At 51.9% G+C, this 16,706-nt stretch carries 10 protein-coding genes; 8 read left to right on the plus strand and 2 right to left on the minus strand.

All coding sequences use genetic code 11. The features are described from left to right. The first annotated feature begins 177 nt into the window (after positions 1-177). The 3 genes from PY479_RS02370 to PY479_RS02380 all read left to right on the plus strand — a co-directional run bounded on the left by PY479_RS02370 (position 178) and on the right by PY479_RS02380 (position 4,618). Positions 178-2,865, plus strand: a complete 2,688-nt coding sequence (locus PY479_RS02370; protein WP_275482757.1) for a pitrilysin family protein — start codon at positions 178-180, stop codon at positions 2,863-2,865. A 153-nt stretch (positions 2,866-3,018) separates the two neighbouring features. Further along, the gene (locus tag PY479_RS02375; RefSeq protein ID WP_212595484.1) at positions 3,019-3,900 is read left to right on the plus strand and encodes a VIT1/CCC1 family protein; all 882 of its coding nucleotides are present in this window, start codon (positions 3,019-3,021) and stop codon (positions 3,898-3,900) included. A gap of 31 nt (positions 3,901-3,931) precedes the next feature. After that, a complete protein-coding gene (locus PY479_RS02380) occupies positions 3,932-4,618 on the plus strand; it encodes a 2'-5' RNA ligase family protein (protein WP_275482758.1) in 687 nt (228 codons plus the stop codon). Positions 4,619-4,693: 75 nt separating this feature from the next. Here the strand turns inward: PY479_RS02380 and PY479_RS02385 are convergent, their stop codons facing one another. Next, positions 4,694-6,094: a DEAD/DEAH box helicase gene (locus PY479_RS02385; RefSeq protein WP_275482759.1), complete on the minus strand. Its 1,401-nt coding sequence runs from the start codon at positions 6,092-6,094 to the stop codon at positions 4,694-4,696. Positions 6,095-6,301: 207 nt separating this feature from the next. Here PY479_RS02385 and PY479_RS02390 point away from each other — a divergent pair, with 207 nt between their 5' ends. From PY479_RS02390 to PY479_RS02410, 5 genes are all read left to right on the plus strand, one after another. After that, on the plus strand, positions 6,302-7,351 hold the full coding sequence (locus tag PY479_RS02390) for a DUF3626 domain-containing protein (protein ID WP_275482760.1): 1,050 nt from the start codon (positions 6,302-6,304) through the stop codon (positions 7,349-7,351). A gap of 194 nt (positions 7,352-7,545) precedes the next feature. After that, a complete protein-coding gene (gene cydD / locus PY479_RS02395) occupies positions 7,546-9,345 on the plus strand; it encodes a cysteine/glutathione ABC transporter permease/ATP-binding protein CydD (protein ID WP_275482761.1) in 1,800 nt (599 codons plus the stop codon). Then, positions 9,342-11,066 carry a cysteine/glutathione ABC transporter ATP-binding protein/permease CydC gene (cydC, locus tag PY479_RS02400; RefSeq protein WP_275482762.1) on the plus strand — a complete coding sequence of 575 codons (1,725 nt, stop codon included), beginning with the start codon at positions 9,342-9,344 and terminating at the stop codon, positions 11,064-11,066. Before cydD ends, cydC begins: the two co-directional genes overlap by 4 nt. Before the next feature lie 197 nt (positions 11,067-11,263). After that, positions 11,264-11,758, plus strand: coding sequence for a NifB/NifX family molybdenum-iron cluster-binding protein (locus tag PY479_RS02405; RefSeq protein WP_275482763.1), 495 nt, complete (start codon positions 11,264-11,266; stop codon positions 11,756-11,758). 216 nt (positions 11,759-11,974) lie between these two features. Next, entirely contained in the window at positions 11,975-13,222 is a 1,248-nt protein-coding gene (locus PY479_RS02410) for a dicarboxylate/amino acid:cation symporter (RefSeq protein WP_275482764.1), read from the plus strand. A gap of 63 nt (positions 13,223-13,285) precedes the next feature. On the opposite strand, the gene putA is transcribed toward PY479_RS02410, so the two are convergent. Next, positions 13,286-16,477 carry a bifunctional proline dehydrogenase/L-glutamate gamma-semialdehyde dehydrogenase PutA gene (gene putA, locus PY479_RS02415; RefSeq protein ID WP_275482765.1) on the minus strand — a complete coding sequence of 1,064 codons (3,192 nt, stop codon included), beginning with the start codon at positions 16,475-16,477 and terminating at the stop codon, positions 13,286-13,288. Positions 16,478-16,706 lie beyond the last annotated feature (229 nt).

A 16,706-nucleotide genomic window follows, 5' to 3' on the forward strand; every position in this document is an offset into this window, starting at 1 on the left:
GGTCGTGCCGTGAGTAAGTTGTTGCTTACCCCTTAAGCCAGTGCGTGAGCGTCTTGTGGTGACAGAGTGTCCGCAGCAACCGTCTGCATCAAACCTAAACGTGGTCACCACCAAATACGGTACGGTAACTGGTGCTTCACCTCCCTATTCTGCATCAGTTCCCATAAAGGAAGAGTTATGCATAAATCACTTAGACTAGCGGTAGCCATCGCGCTGGCGTTTGGCTCCGTTACCTTTCCAACGCTGGCCGCAGTTCAACCACAGGCTCAACAGCAACATCAGGAAATCACCCGCACCACGTTAAAAAATGGCCTGCAAGTGGTGATTGTTCAGGATAAATTGGCACCGGTAGTCACCACGCAGGTGAATTACCTGGTCGGTAGCAATGAAGTGCCAGATGGCTTTCCGGGTACCGCTCATGCGGTGGAGCATATGATGTTCCGGGGGAGTCCGGGGCTGAACAAAGATCAGATTTCCGCATTGGCAGCCAATATGGGAGGCCATTTCAATGCCGAAACGCGTGAGGATTTGACCCGCTACTTTTTCACGGTGCCCAAGCAGGATTTGGATGTCGCGTTGCGTATTCATGCCATCCGGATGAAGAGTGTGGATATGAGCCCCGCGGAATGGAACGATGAGCGCGGTGCCATTGAGCAGGAAGTCTCCAGCGATATGTCCAGTCCGATATTTAAGGCGATGACCGACATTCGTCAGTCGTTGTTCGCTGGTACCCCTTATGTGCATTCCCCCTTAGGAACGCGGCTATCTTTTGATAAAACCACTGCCGCTGCGCTCAAGCAGTTTCGTGATACCTGGTATGTGCCCAACAATGCGGTGTTGGTGATCGCCGGTGATGTTGACCCGCAGCAAGTCTTGCCAGAAGTGCAACAGTTGTTTGGTGATATTCCGGCAGGGGCATTACCACCGAAAGCAGCATTCCATTTTCAGCCGGTAACAGCGAAACAGATTAGTCTGGATACCGACACGCCTTATGGGTATGAGATCCGGGCGTTTCGTATGCCTGGATTAACCTCCAGTGAATATGCTACTGCGCTGGTGTTGAGTCAGGCGTTGGGTTCTCAACGTGCCGCTCTGTATGGCATGGGAATGGATGGTAGTGCGCTGGCAGGAGGCTTCGACACCGAGTTCCTGCCTCATGCCGGGATTGGCTACGCCATCGGGATTTTCCCGAAGGGAGCCGACGCCATCAAACTGGGGCATCGTATCGACAGTATTCTGCATATCGCCGCTACGCAGGGGATTGACCCTGCATTAGTCAAAGCGGCAAAACAAAATGCCATCGCCAGTCTGGAATTTGCCAAAAACTCGGTCAATGGCCTGGCAAACGCCTGGTCTGATGCGCTGGTTGAACAAGGATTGACATCTCCGGATGCTATTCGTGATGCCATTGCGGCAGTCACACCCGCGGCAGTCAATGCGTTAGCCGCACGGACCTTTAAGACGGAGGCGATGATCAGCACTACCTTAACGCCGCAGAGTTCCGGTAAGCCAGTTGCCAGCAAGGGTTTTGGGGGGGCGGAAAACTTCAGTAGTGCACCCGATAAACCGGTGGTGTTGCCCGATTGGGCACAGCAGGCGTTCGCCAAGCTGTCGGTGCCAAGCTCCGATTTGCATCCTGATGATTTCACCTTGCCTAACGGTTTACGGGTGATAGTTCAGCCGGAAACCGTCAGCGATACAGTGTTAGTGACTGGTGAAGTGAAAACCAATGAGGATATGCAGGCTAAAGCAGGACAGGAAGGGATCAGCGATATTCTCGACGGTTTATTCCGCTTTGGTACACAAGATCTCAATCGCCTGCAGTATCAGCAGGCGCTGGATAATATTTCGGCTGAGGCGGTGGCGGGCAGCAGCTTTTCGCTGTCGGTTCCTGCGGCAAATTTCACCCAAGGTATGCAATTGCTGGCAGATAACGAACTACATCCGGCGTTGCCACAGCAGGCATTTAAGATTGTGCAGCAGCAACAAGCCTCCAGTACTGCCGGGGAGTTGCAGTCGCCCGATTATCTGAATCGTCAACATCTGTTACAGGCGCTTTATCCTAAGACCGACCCGAGTCTGCGACATCCAACACCGAACTCCTTGATGCAGCTGACTTATCAGGATGTAACTCAGTATTATCAGCGGACTTTCCGTCCGGATATGACCACACTGGTAGTCGTCGGTAATGTGAACCCGGCACAGGTAAAACAGGTCGTCAGTCAGTATTTTGGAAGCTGGCATAGCACCGGCGCTAAACCGAATGTTGATTATCCCGCGGTTCCGAACAATAAGGCGGCGCAGTTTAATACGCCGGATAAGTCAGCCGTGCAGGACAGTGTTGCATTGGTGCAGACCGTGCCCGTCACCGAGAATGCCCCGGCGCGCTTTGCGCTGAATCTGGGGAACGAAGTGCTCGGCGGTGGTTTTTATGCCTCGCGTTTTGTGAAAGATCTGCGTGAAAAAAATGGCTTGGTTTATACCGTCGCTTCCGGTTTTTCGCTGGATAAACATCGTGGTACCTATCGGGTTTATTATGGCTGTGATCCTGACAAAGTGATGAAAGCTAAGGCGCTGGTGGTGAAAAATCTGCAACAGATGCAGCAAACGCCAGTGACTGAACCCGAACTGAAGCAAGCGAAAGGCATTATGCTGCGACAGATCCCTTTGGGTGAATCCAGCTTCGATGGGATTGCTGAGCAATTGTTGCAGTTGTCGATAGAAGGTAAACCACTGGATGCCATGTCCAAAGCCGCTGCAGCCTATTTCCGTTTGACAGCAGAAGACGTCCGCAAGGCCTATGCACAATACCTCCGCCCGGATGACTTTGTTATTGCGGTTAAAGGCCCTGCGCCGCAGGCCTAAGTCGCATAATATGGTCTCTAAAGCGCCTTTTTGTACAAAGGCGCTTTATCTCTCTGCCATCTCGCCTCAAAATCAAGACTATAACGCTGACAGGTTGTGACTTAGGGGTTTACAACCGCAGTACGTAAATGAAACTACGCGTTGGTGAACGAGATGACTCAGGGATTCAGCCAGGCCGACCTGCAAAAAGCGCTGCGGCAACAACAGAATGAAATTAATGATTTCACTATTTATACCGTGTTGGCCGCCTTGCAACAGGAAGATAAGAACAAGAAAATCTTTGAAAAAATTGCCAGAGAAGAACAGCAGCATTACCAGTTTTGGGTGGGCATTACACAACGGGAATTAGCGCCACAGAACTGGCTGGTGATGTGGTATGTCTTTCTGGTGAAACTGCTCGGCACCTCTTTTGCGCTGAAAAGTCTGGAGAAAAAAGAGCTTGGAGCGGAGCAGTTTTATAAAGAGTTATTCGATACCTATCCGCAAGCAAAGACGATTTATCATCAAGAGGTCAGCCATGAACTGGAGCTGATCGATATGCTCCATGACAAAAAGCTGCTGTATACCGGTGCCATCGTCTTGGGGATGAATGATGCCCTGGTGGAACTGACCGGGACGCTCAGTGGTATTGCGCTGGCATTTGATAAAACGCTGGTGGTGGGGGCAACTGGCTTGATCATGGGGATTGCCGCCTCGCTGTCGATGGCAGGCTCGGCTTATCTGGAGTCGAAAGAAAATCCCAATCCGGATATCAGCGCATTGTCGTATTCAGCCTATACCGGAGTGTCCTATATCATCACCACGGCGATACTGGTGCTGCCATTTTTTGTGTTGCAATCGATGCTAGCGGCATTGTCGCTGATGTTTGCGTTAGCACTGATTGCGATTGTGCTGTACACCTTTTACATCTCTGTTGCCAAAGATCTGAGTTTTAAAAGCCGCGTGATAGAGATGTCATCGATCACCTTCGGGGTAGCAATTATCTCGTTCTTTATTGGTTATGCGGTGAAGTATTTTCTCGGCGTTGATGTATAAACATACCGATTGATTGGATCACAATTAAGTAATGCAGGCAATTTATCAAAGCATGTGGCAACAGGCCACCGCCGCCATTGGCAGCGGCAACTATCAGACTGACGCCCTCATCAATAATCCCGCCGATGACAGGCGCGGGATTACGGCGCTGTCGTATCTGCAGTCGAGTGTGCCGCTGTTGCAACAGATTAATCAGTTTTTACAAGGCATTAGCGAATTGGAGCCGCGGCAATACCGGCAGCCAGTTGCGGATATGCATTTGACGATGTTGTCGATTATCTCCTGCATTGCTGGATTGCAACTGCGGGATCTTAACGTTGCTGCCTACTGTGAGGTATTTCAGCAGGCTCTGGCAGAGGTAGAGCGTTTCGAGGTGGTATTTCGCGGAATTACCGCATCACCAAGCTGCATTTTGTTGCAAGGCTTTGTGGCTGATACCGACCAGTTATCGCAACTTCGACAACGCTTGCGTCAAGCCTACCGTGACTCCGGTTTGCCTTGTAGTATCGACAGTCGCTACAAAATCGCCACCGCTCATGCCACTTTAGTGCGTTTTAACGCGCCATTGCAGCAACCTCAGCGACTATTGGATTATCTGACGCAATATCGTGACTATGCTTTTGGTTGTCATGCGGTGACGCAACTGTCACTGGTATTCAATAACTGGTACCAACAGCAACAACAGACAACACTGCTGGATACGGCCTTGTTGCGCTGAGAACTACCCGTCATTGGTTATTGATGTATCAGGTATTGCCCCGATAACTCGGGACAACACCTTGTTCGCTGGCGATCAGTCTCGGGCGGGATTGTGATTGCTGCGGCGGGGATTATTGCCACTGCGATTACCTGATGGCCGCCGTTGTTCGCCGGGTTTTCCAGGCTTGGGCGCATTGGGACGCGGTTGCCCATCATTGGCCGGTTTATGGCGGGGTGGTTTGGTCTTTGCCGGACGTTCAGCAGTGGCTTCGCCTGCTTGGGCTTCTCTTGGCTGTTTGGGCTTTTTCGGTTTCTTGGGCTTTTTCGGGCCATTAGCACGCAAACGGGTTTCCTGTAGCGGCTTGTTAGGCGCAAATTCCGCAACTGTTTCGCGGGGAATATGCTGTCCAATCAGGTTTTCGATATCAGCCAGTTGTTTCAATTCTTCATCACAGACCAGTGATACGGCATGCCCAGAGGCTCCGGCGCGGCCGGTACGACCAATACGGTGTACATAGTCTTCGGCCACGTTAGGCAGATCAAAATTCACCACTTGTGGCAGTAGGTCGATATCCAGGCCGCGTGCCGCAATATCGGTAGCGACCAGCACTTTTACTGCACCATTTTTAAAATCGGCCAACGCGCGAGTACGAGCGCCCTGACTTTTATTGCCGTGAATCGCCGCAGCGCTGATCTGTGCCGCCTCCAACTGTTTAGCCAGACGATTAGCACCGTGTTTGGTTCGAGAAAATACCAGTACTTGTGACCACTGCTGCTGTTGGATCAGCTGGATTAGCAGCGCCGTTTTTTTCGACTTATCAACCGGATATAAGGTTTGGGTGACTTGCTCGGCAGTACTGTTAGGCGGTGTTACCGAAATCTCGGTTGGATTGGTTACCAGCCCCTTGGCCAGTGCCCGGATATCATCGGAGAAAGTGGCGCTGAACAGCAGGTTTTGCCGTTTCACAGGCAGTAACGCCAGGATTTTTTTGATGTCGTGAATAAAGCCCATGTCCAGCATGCGGTCGGCTTCATCCAGCACCAGAATTTCCAGACGGTCAAATTTGACGGCGTTTTGCTGATACAGATCCAGCAAGCGTCCCGGGGTTGCCACCAGAATATCCACGCCGCGGCGCAGTGCCAGCATCTGTGGATTAATGGAAACTCCGCCAAACACCACCGCACTGCGCAGACTAAGGTTTTTACCGTGATCGCGGACATTGTCAGCAATCTGTGCCGCCAGTTCCCGGGTAGGTGTCAGGATCAGTGTACGGATTTGATTGGCTTTAGGTCGCACGCCACCACTCAACAGTTGCAAAATGGGCAAAGTAAACGCTGCCGTTTTGCCAGTACCGGTCTGCGCGGCAGCCATGACATCATTGCCTTGCAGCACGGCGGGAATCGCCTGTTGTTGAATCGGGGTCGGGTCGTTGTAACCCTGTTCGATAACCGCATTTAGAATCGGGGTAGATAAGCCAAGAGAGGCAAAACTCATGCAATAGTCTCAATTAGGTGGCATGTAAGCCGGAAGCTGGAGCCATTTCAGGCGGGCGGCAAGTGTACAGCAAAAGCGCTGGTAGTACCATGAGCAGCGCATAATTCATCCGCGGCTGTCAGCTTGCTGAACCAGATCACAGTTCAGGCTGCCAATACCCGGAAATTTGCAGTATCTTGATGCTGTTGCAACCAAAGGATAAGGGCAATGACAGCAATTGATTTTATCGGCACTCAGGCACAGGCTCGGCGGGATAACGCTATCGGGCTGATCCGTAATGTGCAGCAGATGTCCGCGATTGCCACGCCCAGACTCAATCACGGTCTGCTGAATTTAGCGCAACATGGTCGTATTGCCTTTCATTTTCATCCCGATCGTCTCGATTATCGCGGTTGGCCGGTGATCGCCGGTTTGCTGTCTGATGGCGAGTATCGCAGCCAGTTTGAAACCCGCGTATCTAATGGCAAATTGTCACCGCAGCTTGGCGGTGCCCGTGATCACTGGGAAAACCAGCTTTTCGGTCACTGTTATGTCGGTGCCAAGTTGCGGCCAAAATATGGTGCACTGGATATCGGTTTACACCAGAGTGGTCCTTCAGCGCGCTTTGGCAGTTGTTATCTGCTGTCATCGCCGGAACTGCTGAGCCAATGTACCTTCTGCTACCTAGACTCCTGTCGCGAACCGCGAGCAAAGGGCACTCTTGCCTGTTTTGAAGATGTTTTCGCGGCGTTGTTCAACGAATCTTTTGAACGCGACGCGGCTTTGGGCGTTAATGCACTACGACCGCCCGCCTTGGTGGACTATTTGTGTGACGAGTTGCCCCGTGGTGTTGACGCCCGCTTTTTGCGGCCAATGAGCCGGGATCTGGATCATTACATTGAAGCGCAGTGTCACGGCGAATTATCGTTGGCGCAGGACATGGATGTGCTGGTGGCAGACCCCTCGTATAAAGACACCGCGATCGAGGTGTTAATGCAACGTCTGTGTGATCGCTATCAGTTGCGTCTTTGCTGGCATCAGGGCTTTGTGATGAAAGCGGCCGACGTGCCGGCAGATTTCCGAGGGGCCTCTATGCCGCAATTGGCTGCCAAAGTCGCCCGGGATGGCTTGTTGACGCCAGCAATTCTCGGTGAAGCAGAAGTCTCGGTGCGGCGTGAACCAGAACGTTGGCGTGGACTGGGTAACGAAGCGGAATTATTACAGCAGTTCAAACTGCTGTGGCACGTGCTGGTACGTTTTGGTGCCGTGGGCGCCTGATCCCTAAAATCCCTGACATCGCGGCAATCTCACCGTACAAAATTCCCCGTAAAAAGAGTGATGAGATGGTTTATTCTCATGGCAATGCCTGCGATACTGCCTAGCGAATTTAAACGCTTCGGTCAAGCTATCGCATGATGCTTTTGACACCGATTACGTGTTCCTCTCTTTCGCTGTAAATAGTTTGGATATTCATGGATAAATCCCTGGAAAAACAACTGGCCGGATGGCTAAGGCTACAAAAGGGGGCCTGTGGCCCTTATCTGAAACTTTCCATGACGCTCGGGGTTGCCAATGGCGTAGCGTTGGTGGTGCAGGCGTGGTTACTGGCCACTATGCTGCAGGGGCTGATCATCGATAATCTGCCGCGGCAGCAGTTCATTCCTTATTTTATTGGTTTCGCCGTACTGATTTTCGTGCGCGGGGCATTGGCCTGGGGAAGAGAGCGCGCCGGTTTTGCTGCCGGACGGCGTCTGCGCAGTACTCTGCGGGCCGCGGTACTGGACAAGTTGGGTCGTTTGGGGCCTGCCTGGGTTAACGGTAAACCAGCAGGTGCCTGGGCCAGTATTGTGCTGGAGCAGATTGAGGATCTACAGGATTTTTATGGCCGCTATCTGCCGCAGATGACGCTGGCCGGATTTATTCCGCTGATCATTCTTTGCTGTACCTTTCCGTTGAACTGGGCGGCAGGGTTGATCCTGCTGACCACTGCGCCGTTAATTCCACTGTTTATGATCCTGGTGGGGATGGGCGCTGCTGATGCTAACCGAAAAAATTTCAGTGCGTTGCAGCAGTTGAGTGGGCATTTTATGGATCGCCTCAAGGCGCTATCGACACTCAAGCTGTTTTACCGTGCGGCTGCCGAAGAAAAAGCGATTGCCAAGGCTTCCGAAGATTTCCGCGAGCGTACTATGACGGTGCTGCGACTGGCATTTCTGAGCTCTGCGGTACTGGAGTTTTTTGCAGCGGTGTCGATTGCCGTGGTAGCAGTGTACTTTGGTTTCTCTTATCTGGGTGAACTGAATTTCGGCCATTATGGCGTACCTATCAGTTTATTCGCCGGCATGTTCATACTGATTATGGCGCCGGAATTCTATCAACCACTGCGTGATCTCGGTACACACTACCATGCCAAGGCGCAGGCCATTGGCGCGGCAGAATCGCTGATGGCGCTGCTGGAAGCTCCCGAGCCACTCAATCAGGGACATGAAATGCTGACAGGTAGTGTGCTCAGCATCGAAGCGCGCGATCTGCAAGTGTTCAGCATGGATGGGCAACCGTTGGTTGGTCCGTTGAGCTTTTCAATGCGAGCAGGCGAAAAGCTGGCATTGGTGGGACCAAGTGGGGCGGGTAAAACCAGTTTGCTTAATGCGTTACTGGGATTTTTACCTTATCAGGGCAGCCTCAAAGTTAACGGCATTGAACTGCATCAGATAGCGCCCGCAAGTTGGCGCCAGCAGCTCGCCTGGCTGGGACAGAATCCCCAACTTTTTCAGGGCTCGATTGCTGACAATGTGCGCTTAGGCCAACCCGAATTGGATGATGCCGCGCTCTGGACGCTGCTGGAGCGAGCCAAAGTCGCGGATTTTGTGCGGGCACAGCCAGCAGGCTTAGCGCACATCGTACAGGAATTCAGTGGTGGTTTATCTGTGGGGCAGGCGCAACGTATTGCATTAGCGCGTGCTTTAGCGCGCAATGCTGAGCTGTATCTGCTCGATGAACCCAGTGCCAGTCTCGATAGTCAGAATGAGCAATGGGTCTTGGATGCACTGTGGCAGGCTATGCAGCAGCGCAGTTGTCTGATGGTGACGCATCGTCTCGATCAGCTGGATCGCATGGATCGAATCTTAGTGCTGGATCATGGAAAGCTGGTACAGCAGGGCAATTTTGCTGAGCTGTCACAACAGCCAGGACTACTGGCAACCATGCTGGCACAACTACCGTTAGCTCTATCGCTGGATGATGTGGAAATCGCGGGAGGCGTGCAGGCATGAAACTGTTACTACCATTTTTAATGCTGTTCCGTCGCCACTGGTTGATGATGACCTTAGGGCTGCTGCTGAGCGTGCTGACCCTGATTGCCGGTATTGGTTTGCTGTCACTTTCGGGTTGGTTTCTTTCCGCAACGGCGGTTGCCGGGCTGGCGGGTGTCGGCATGAACTATTTTACCCCGGCAGGTGGCGTACGTATGTTTTCGATTATGCGTACCGCTAGTCGTTACGGCGACCGGGTGCTGACGCATGAAGCCACCTTCCGTATTCTTACCGAACTGCGTTGCTGGGCCTGGAAATCGCTGCTACCGCTAAGTGAACGCAACCTGAGTGGTATGCGTCGCGGCGATCTATTGAATCGGCTGGTAGCGGATATTGATACGCTGGATCATCTGTATCTGCGGTTAATGACTCCGCTCGCCAGTTATGTATTGATGCTGTTGTTACTGTTTGCGTTTGTCGGCTGGTTTGATTTGCACCTGGCGTTTCTGCTGTGCGGTGGTTTGTTGCTGGCAGCCATCGTGTTGCCATCACTGTTTTATCAGCTAGGAAAAGCACCAGGACGACAGATCATTGAGCAGCGACGCCATTACCGGATCCGTTTACTGGAATGGTTGTCAGGCCAAGCCGAATTGACCCTCTTTGGGGCGGCGAACGATTATCGGCAAGCATTGGCGCGCGTGGAGCAACATTGGCTGAATAGCCAACAGCGCATGGCCACGATTACGGGGTTAAGTCAGGGGCTATTGATCCTGTTCCACGGCAGCCTGGTGTTGCTGATGTTATGGTACGCTGCCAGTGGCGTAGGCTCCGCGATACCGCCAGGACCATTGCTGGCGTTAGTGGTCTTTTGTGTCCTTTCCAGTTTTGAACTGATGATGCCTCTGGCCGGTGCATTTCAGCAATTGTCCGCCACCATGCTGGCTGCCCGGCGAGTGGCCGATATTACCGAGCAAACGCCAGATATCAACTTTCCGGCGGTGAGTCATGGCAGAGCGGCCAATGGGGAGATACTGATTAGCGACTTAGGCTTTAGTTACTCACAAACTCCGCCGGTGCTGCAACATCTGTCACTGAAGATCGCGGCGGGTAGCAAAGTTGCGCTACTGGGTAAGACCGGTTGTGGCAAATCCACCTTGTTGTCGTTAATTACCCGTCAGTGGCAGGCACAGCACGGCACCATTCAATTGGCGGGTTTACCGCTAGAAAGTTATGACGAGCAAAGTCTGCGCGCTTCGATGACTGTGGTCAGTCAGCGTGTGGCACTGCTCAGTGCAACTTTACGCGAAAATCTACAGCTAGCACTGCCGGAAAAAGTCAGTGACGAGCGACTGTCCCAGGTGTTGCAACAAGTAGGATTAGCTAATCTGCTGCAGGAACCAGGATTGAATGCCTGGATTGGTGAAGGTGGCCGGCAGTTATCTGGTGGTGAGCAGCGGCGTATCGGCGTCGCCAGAGCATTGTTGCGGGACACGCCATTGTTATTGCTGGATGAGCCAACCGAAGGCCTGGATCGACGTACCGAGCAGGAGATCCTGCGGTTATTGTTGGCACATGCTAAAGACAAGACATTGTTGATGATCAGTCACCGGTTGACGGGGATGGCACAGATGGATGCGATCCATCTGCTGGACGCCGGGCAGATTGTCGCTAGCGGTGCTCACGAACAATTGCTGAGTAGCACCCCGGCGTATGCGGCGTTATACCGTCAACTGCGTGACTAGTAAGTCATATCCTCCTCAATGAAAGGGATGTCAGCTGCATCCCTTTTTTACTGAAGCGCTATCTTCAAATCACCTCGGTAAATTCGTCATAGATCACAGAACTGCCTCCCCAGATCTCCAATAATGCATTTATTGGCATATGCCAATAAATTAAATGCTGTGACTGAGCAGCACTGAAGCATTTGGAGTAGAAGTCGATGATTGTTATCCCGATGACACGCGGTCACTTAGCTGGCCATTTTACCAAGGCGCAGCAACTGGCATTTTTTAATGCTCAAGGGCAGTTGCAACAGTTAATCGATAATCCGGCGCTGGGCGGTAACTGTGCGGATAAAAGCGCCATGCTGAATCATATCAAGCAACAAGGAGCGCAGGTGGTTATCGTCAATCAGATAGGTGAGCGTATGCTTGGCAAATTGCTGGATGCTGGGATCAGTGTTTGCCGGCCTAAAGAGCGCAATAGTTCACTGGAGCAACTGTTGTTAGCGGCAAAAGATACCAGTTTGCGATTGTTAGATACCAGCAGCGCCAGACCTTCGCTGCATCATCAGGCCAAGGGCGGCTGTGGTGAGCCGTGTGGTTGTCATGGTAGCGGCGGCTGTCACCATCACAACACGACCCAGAGTGTGTTATTGCAATCGAAGCAATATGTTAGCGAAGCTCACTTCAGCGGATTTAGACCGCAGAAATAGTCCGAGGACGATCGATTTAGTGATGAGGCAAAACGCCATTCGCTTGTAAGTTGTCATTTTCTGTTATCTCTTCTCTGTTGCCGGCCCGAAAATGTAATTTTCCTCTTTCGTGCCGGCCTTTTTATGCATCTGCGGAATTTTCTGTGGTAACTTAACTTGTTTTTACAGTTTGCCATTCCGGGGTTCCCCGAAGGCCAGAACAGGAAGATAACAATAATGAAAAGAAAGCATTGGCTAGGCAATATTGGCGTGCAAGTGGTGTTTGCCATGATCCTTGGTGCCATAGTTGGCTGGGCCATGGGGGATGGTGCATCGATATTTGCGCCTCTCGGAACGCTGTTTATCCATCTGATTAAAATGCTGGTGATCCCGCTGGTGTTGGTGGCGATTATCGCGGGTTCCGCTAGTCTCGGAAACACCCCCTCTGCCGGTAAAATCGGCCTTGGTACGTTTATCTTTTTTATCGGTACCTCCGCACTCGCGGTTGTATTAGCTCTGGTGCTAGGGCATGTCTTCGAACCTGGCATGGGCACTGACATTACCGCGCATGCTAAAGGGCTTGAGGCGGTGACTGCAGAGCAGGGCGCTCTACCGGGGGCTGTCGATACGATTATCGGCATGATCCCCACCAACGTATTTGAATCGCTCACCGGCGGTAACATCCTGCAGATATTGGTATTCAGTATCTTTTTTGGCATTGCGCTGACCAAAGTGAAAGGCGATGGCCCCAAGCAGGTACAATCGGCGTTAGCGACGGTGCTGGAGGCGTTGGTGTGGATGATCACTAAGGTGATGCTGATTGCGCCATTAGGGGTATTTGGATTGATGGCTGATGCGGTTGGTAGCTTCGGTTTCGATGCCATGCGCGTAGTGCTAAACCTGTTCTGGGTGTATCTGCTGGGGATCGTGATTTATACCTTCCTGTTTTTCCCGGCAATGGTGCAACTGATGTCACCAGTGTCAGCACTAAAATTCATTATGGTGATGAAAAAGCCACAGGTAATGGCATTGTCTACTGCATCCTCAATGGCCACCTTGCCCGTGAATATGCAAACCTGTGAGCAGGATCTGAAGGTCAGTAATGCCACCGCGTCATTTGTGCTGCCGCTTGGCGCTACCGTGAACATGAGTGGCAACGCCATTTACTATGGGCTGGTCGCCATTTTCTTCGCACAGATGTACCACGTCCCATTGGATATGACCGCCTATGCCGCGATTATTCTTACCTCCACGTTAGGCGCTGTGGGGCAGGCCGGGGTGCCGGGGCCAACCTTCCTGGTGGTAGCTGTCTTATTGTCTGCGGGTATTCCCATTGATGGTTTGCCATTGCTGTTCGCGTTGGATCGAATTTTCGACATGATCCGTACCGCACTTAACATCACCGGGGATGCCGCCTGTGCCGTGATTATGGATAAATATGCACCTGCTAAAGCGAAGCCGGTGATTATCGCAGATGCTGATTAATGATTGATTATTAAAACAAAAATGCCACCTTAAACGGTGGCTTTTTTGTTGTTACTGCGGGGCTTATTGCGCATCACCGAGTGATAACAAGGTGGCGTTACCACCAATTGCGGTGATGTTGTTGGTACGGGTTTTCTCGGTCATAAAGCGTGGCAGATAGTGTGGGCCACCGGCTTTGGGTCCGGTACCGGATAATCCCTGACCGCCAAATGGTTGCACGCCCACTACCGCGCCAATCTGATTGCGGTTGATATAGACGTTGCCCACATTTACCTTATCGGCGATATCCAGCGCATGGCCCTCGTTACGGCTGTGAATACCCAGTGTCAGGCCAAAGCCGGTGCTGTTGATATCATCAATTACCTGTTGCAGCTCACTGGCTTTGTAGCGGATCACATGCAGTATTGGACCGAAGTTTTCGTTCTGCAACACTTTGATGGAATTGATTTCGACGGCGGTGGGCGCAACGAAATGCCCGTGGGCAAAGCCGCTGGGTAATTCAACCTGCTTAATCAACTTGCCAACCTGTTTGATGTGTTCAATATGCGCATTGAGATTGGCTTTAGCCGTGGCATCAATAACTGGCCCCACATCGGTTTTCAATTCTCCAGGATGCCCAAGTGTCAGCTCATCCATTGCGCCTTTGAGGAGCTCGATGACGCGCTCGGCAATGTCTTCTTGCACATAGAGAACTCGTAATGCCGAGCAGCGCTGACCGGCACTGGTAAAGGCTGAGGCCACAACATCGTTCACAACCTGTTCGGGCTGTGAGGTCGAATCCACCACCATGGCATTCTGACCGCCAGTTTCAGCAATCAGCGGGATAATCGCTCCATCACGGTTAGCTAAGGTGCGGTTAATCGCTTTAGCGGTAGCGGTTGAACCGGTGAAGCAAACACCACCAATCCGCGCATCAGCTGTCAGCGCTGCACCAACTTCCGCGCCTTTGCCAGGTAACAGTTGCAGCACGTTTGCCGGAATGCCAGCCTGATGCGCCAGCTGTACCGCCCGATAACCAATAATCGAAGTCTGTTCGGCAGGCTTTGCCACCACTGTATTGCCTGTGGCCAGTGCTGCCGCAATCTGTCCTAAGAAAATTGCCAATGGAAAGTTCCACGGGCTGATGCAGACAAAGACGCCGCGGCCTTGCAAAAACAGTTCGTTCAGTTCGCCAGTAGGGCCAGGCATCAGCTCGGGTTTTGCCATTAGCTTTTTCGCCTGAAGTGCATAATAGCGACAGAAATCTACCGCTTCGCGGACTTCATCAATGCCGTCTTGCAGACTTTTACCGGCTTCGCGGGTGCAAAGTGCGATGAGCTCTTCACGGTTTTCTTCCAATAAATCGGCCAGCTTTTGTAACGACGCAGCACGAGTGGCGACCGGCGTCCGACACCACTGCGGGAAAGCGGCAACGGCGTTAGTGACCGCCTGCTTTACCGCCAGACCATCGGCCCAGACGACGCGGCCGACCTGCTCTTGGGTGTTATAGGGGCTAACGACCGATTGTGATTCTCCGCCGAGGGTTTCTCCGCCTATCAAGGGCCCGACTTGCCATTGTTGATGCAGGAACGGTTCGAGTGTCTTAAAGAACGGCGCAGCTTCAGAGATGATATTCATGTTCAACCCTCTGGAGTTTTTACGCTCACTGCCGTAGAGATCCGCTGGTAGAGCGATGTTAGTGTTTGCCAGTGAAGCATAACTACGGGCAGTAATCATCGGGTGGGTGATCAGCGACGCTATCGGCGTGTTAGGGTCCACCAATTTATGCACAAACGAGGAGTTGGCACCATTTTCTAATAAGCGTCTCACCAAATAGGGCAGCAGATCTTTATGGGCGCCAATCGGCGCATAGATGCGCACTGCCTGGCGGCGATTCTCTGCCAATACGGTATCGTATAGTTCCTGCCCCATACCGTGTAAACGTTGAAATTCAAATGCGCGATCTCCGGCCATATCACTGATAGCGGCCACCGTCTGCGCATTATGCGTGGCAAACTGAGGGTAGATAGCCCCCTGAGTGCGCTCGGATAACAGATAACGGGCACAGGCCAAATAGGATAGGTCAGTATTTACCTTGCGGGTATACAGCGGATAACCGCGTTCCCCCGCTTGCTGCGCCCACTTCAGTTCACTGTCCCAGTAGGCACCTTTTACCAGGCGAACGGGAATGACATCGCCCTGAGATTTCGCTAGCTTGGTGATCCACAGCAACACCGGCAGCGTGCGTTTTGAATAGGCCTGCACGACTAAGCCCAGTAATCCCCAACCTTTAGCGGCTTCGGATTGATACAGTTGCTGAAAGAGTTGCAGTGATAATTCGAGGCGATCGACTTCTTCGGCATCGATTGAGATCCCCACATTTAGCGCGCGCGCTTGTTCTATCAGCTTAACCACTGTGGCATATAATTCGGTCATTACTCGGTCTTTGTTTGCCACTTCATAACGCGGATGCAGCGCTGATAACTTAATGGAAATTGTGGGCCGTGGTGCATCGTTTTCATCGTACTGCTGTGCGCCTAATTCACTAATAGCATGGGAATAATCAGCAAAATACTTTTGTGCATCTTGCCGCGTCAGCGCTGCTTCACCCAGCATGTCGTAAGAATGGGTATAGCCGTCTTTGCGGCGTGTTTCACTGTTCTTCAGCGCTTCTTTTACCGTACGCCCTAAGACAAACTGCTTGCCCATGATTTTCATTGCCGCATACATCGCCTGGCGGATAACCGGTTCGCCGAGGCGATTGACCAGACGCTTTAACAAGTGACTGGGCGTGCCATCCAGATTGCGATCCAGTTGGATGATTTTACCGGTCAACATCAGTCCCCAGGTGGAGGCGTTAACCAGTACGGAATCGCTTTTAGACAGATGCTGATCCCACTTGGCGCCGGACAGTTTATCTTCAATCAGTGCATCGGCGGTTTCGCTATCGGGGATCCGCAGTAATGCTTCAGCCAGACACATCAGAATGATACCTTCCTGAGTTTCCAGACTGTATTGCTGCAAAAAAGCATCAATGCCGACCATCATGCCTTTTTTATCATATTGACGAACTTTGGTGACCAGCTCGTGGGCGCGACGGGTAACGCGTTCGATGGTGGTATCGTCGGCGGGAACAAGTTTTATCAGATCTGACAGATATTGCGCTTCGTCGACAATATAGTTGTCACTGATGGCAGAAAAGAGGTCGTCGAGAGTGGCATTATCATAATGGCCAGCCAGTACTTCACTCGCTTTAAACATAATTATCGTTTCCATCTAAGCCGGTTAGGCAGTTAAGGGCTGCGGAACATCTCAGACGCAAAGGGCGCTTATCGTTGTTGTATACCATTAAGAAGGCGCGTGCGCGGGCCGATTATACAAACAAAATGTGATCTGCGGCACTATCTGGAAATCAAATGTGACAATTGTTTAAACACCTGGTTTGAGCACTTGCAGGTACTAGGCAAACAAAAAGGCCGCTGTTTGAAAGCAGCGGCCTGTCAGT

Source organism: Shewanella sp. A32 (assembly GCF_029167175.1).
In the GTDB taxonomy this organism is placed as follows: domain Bacteria; phylum Pseudomonadota; class Gammaproteobacteria; order Enterobacterales; family Shewanellaceae; genus Shewanella; species Shewanella yunxiaonensis.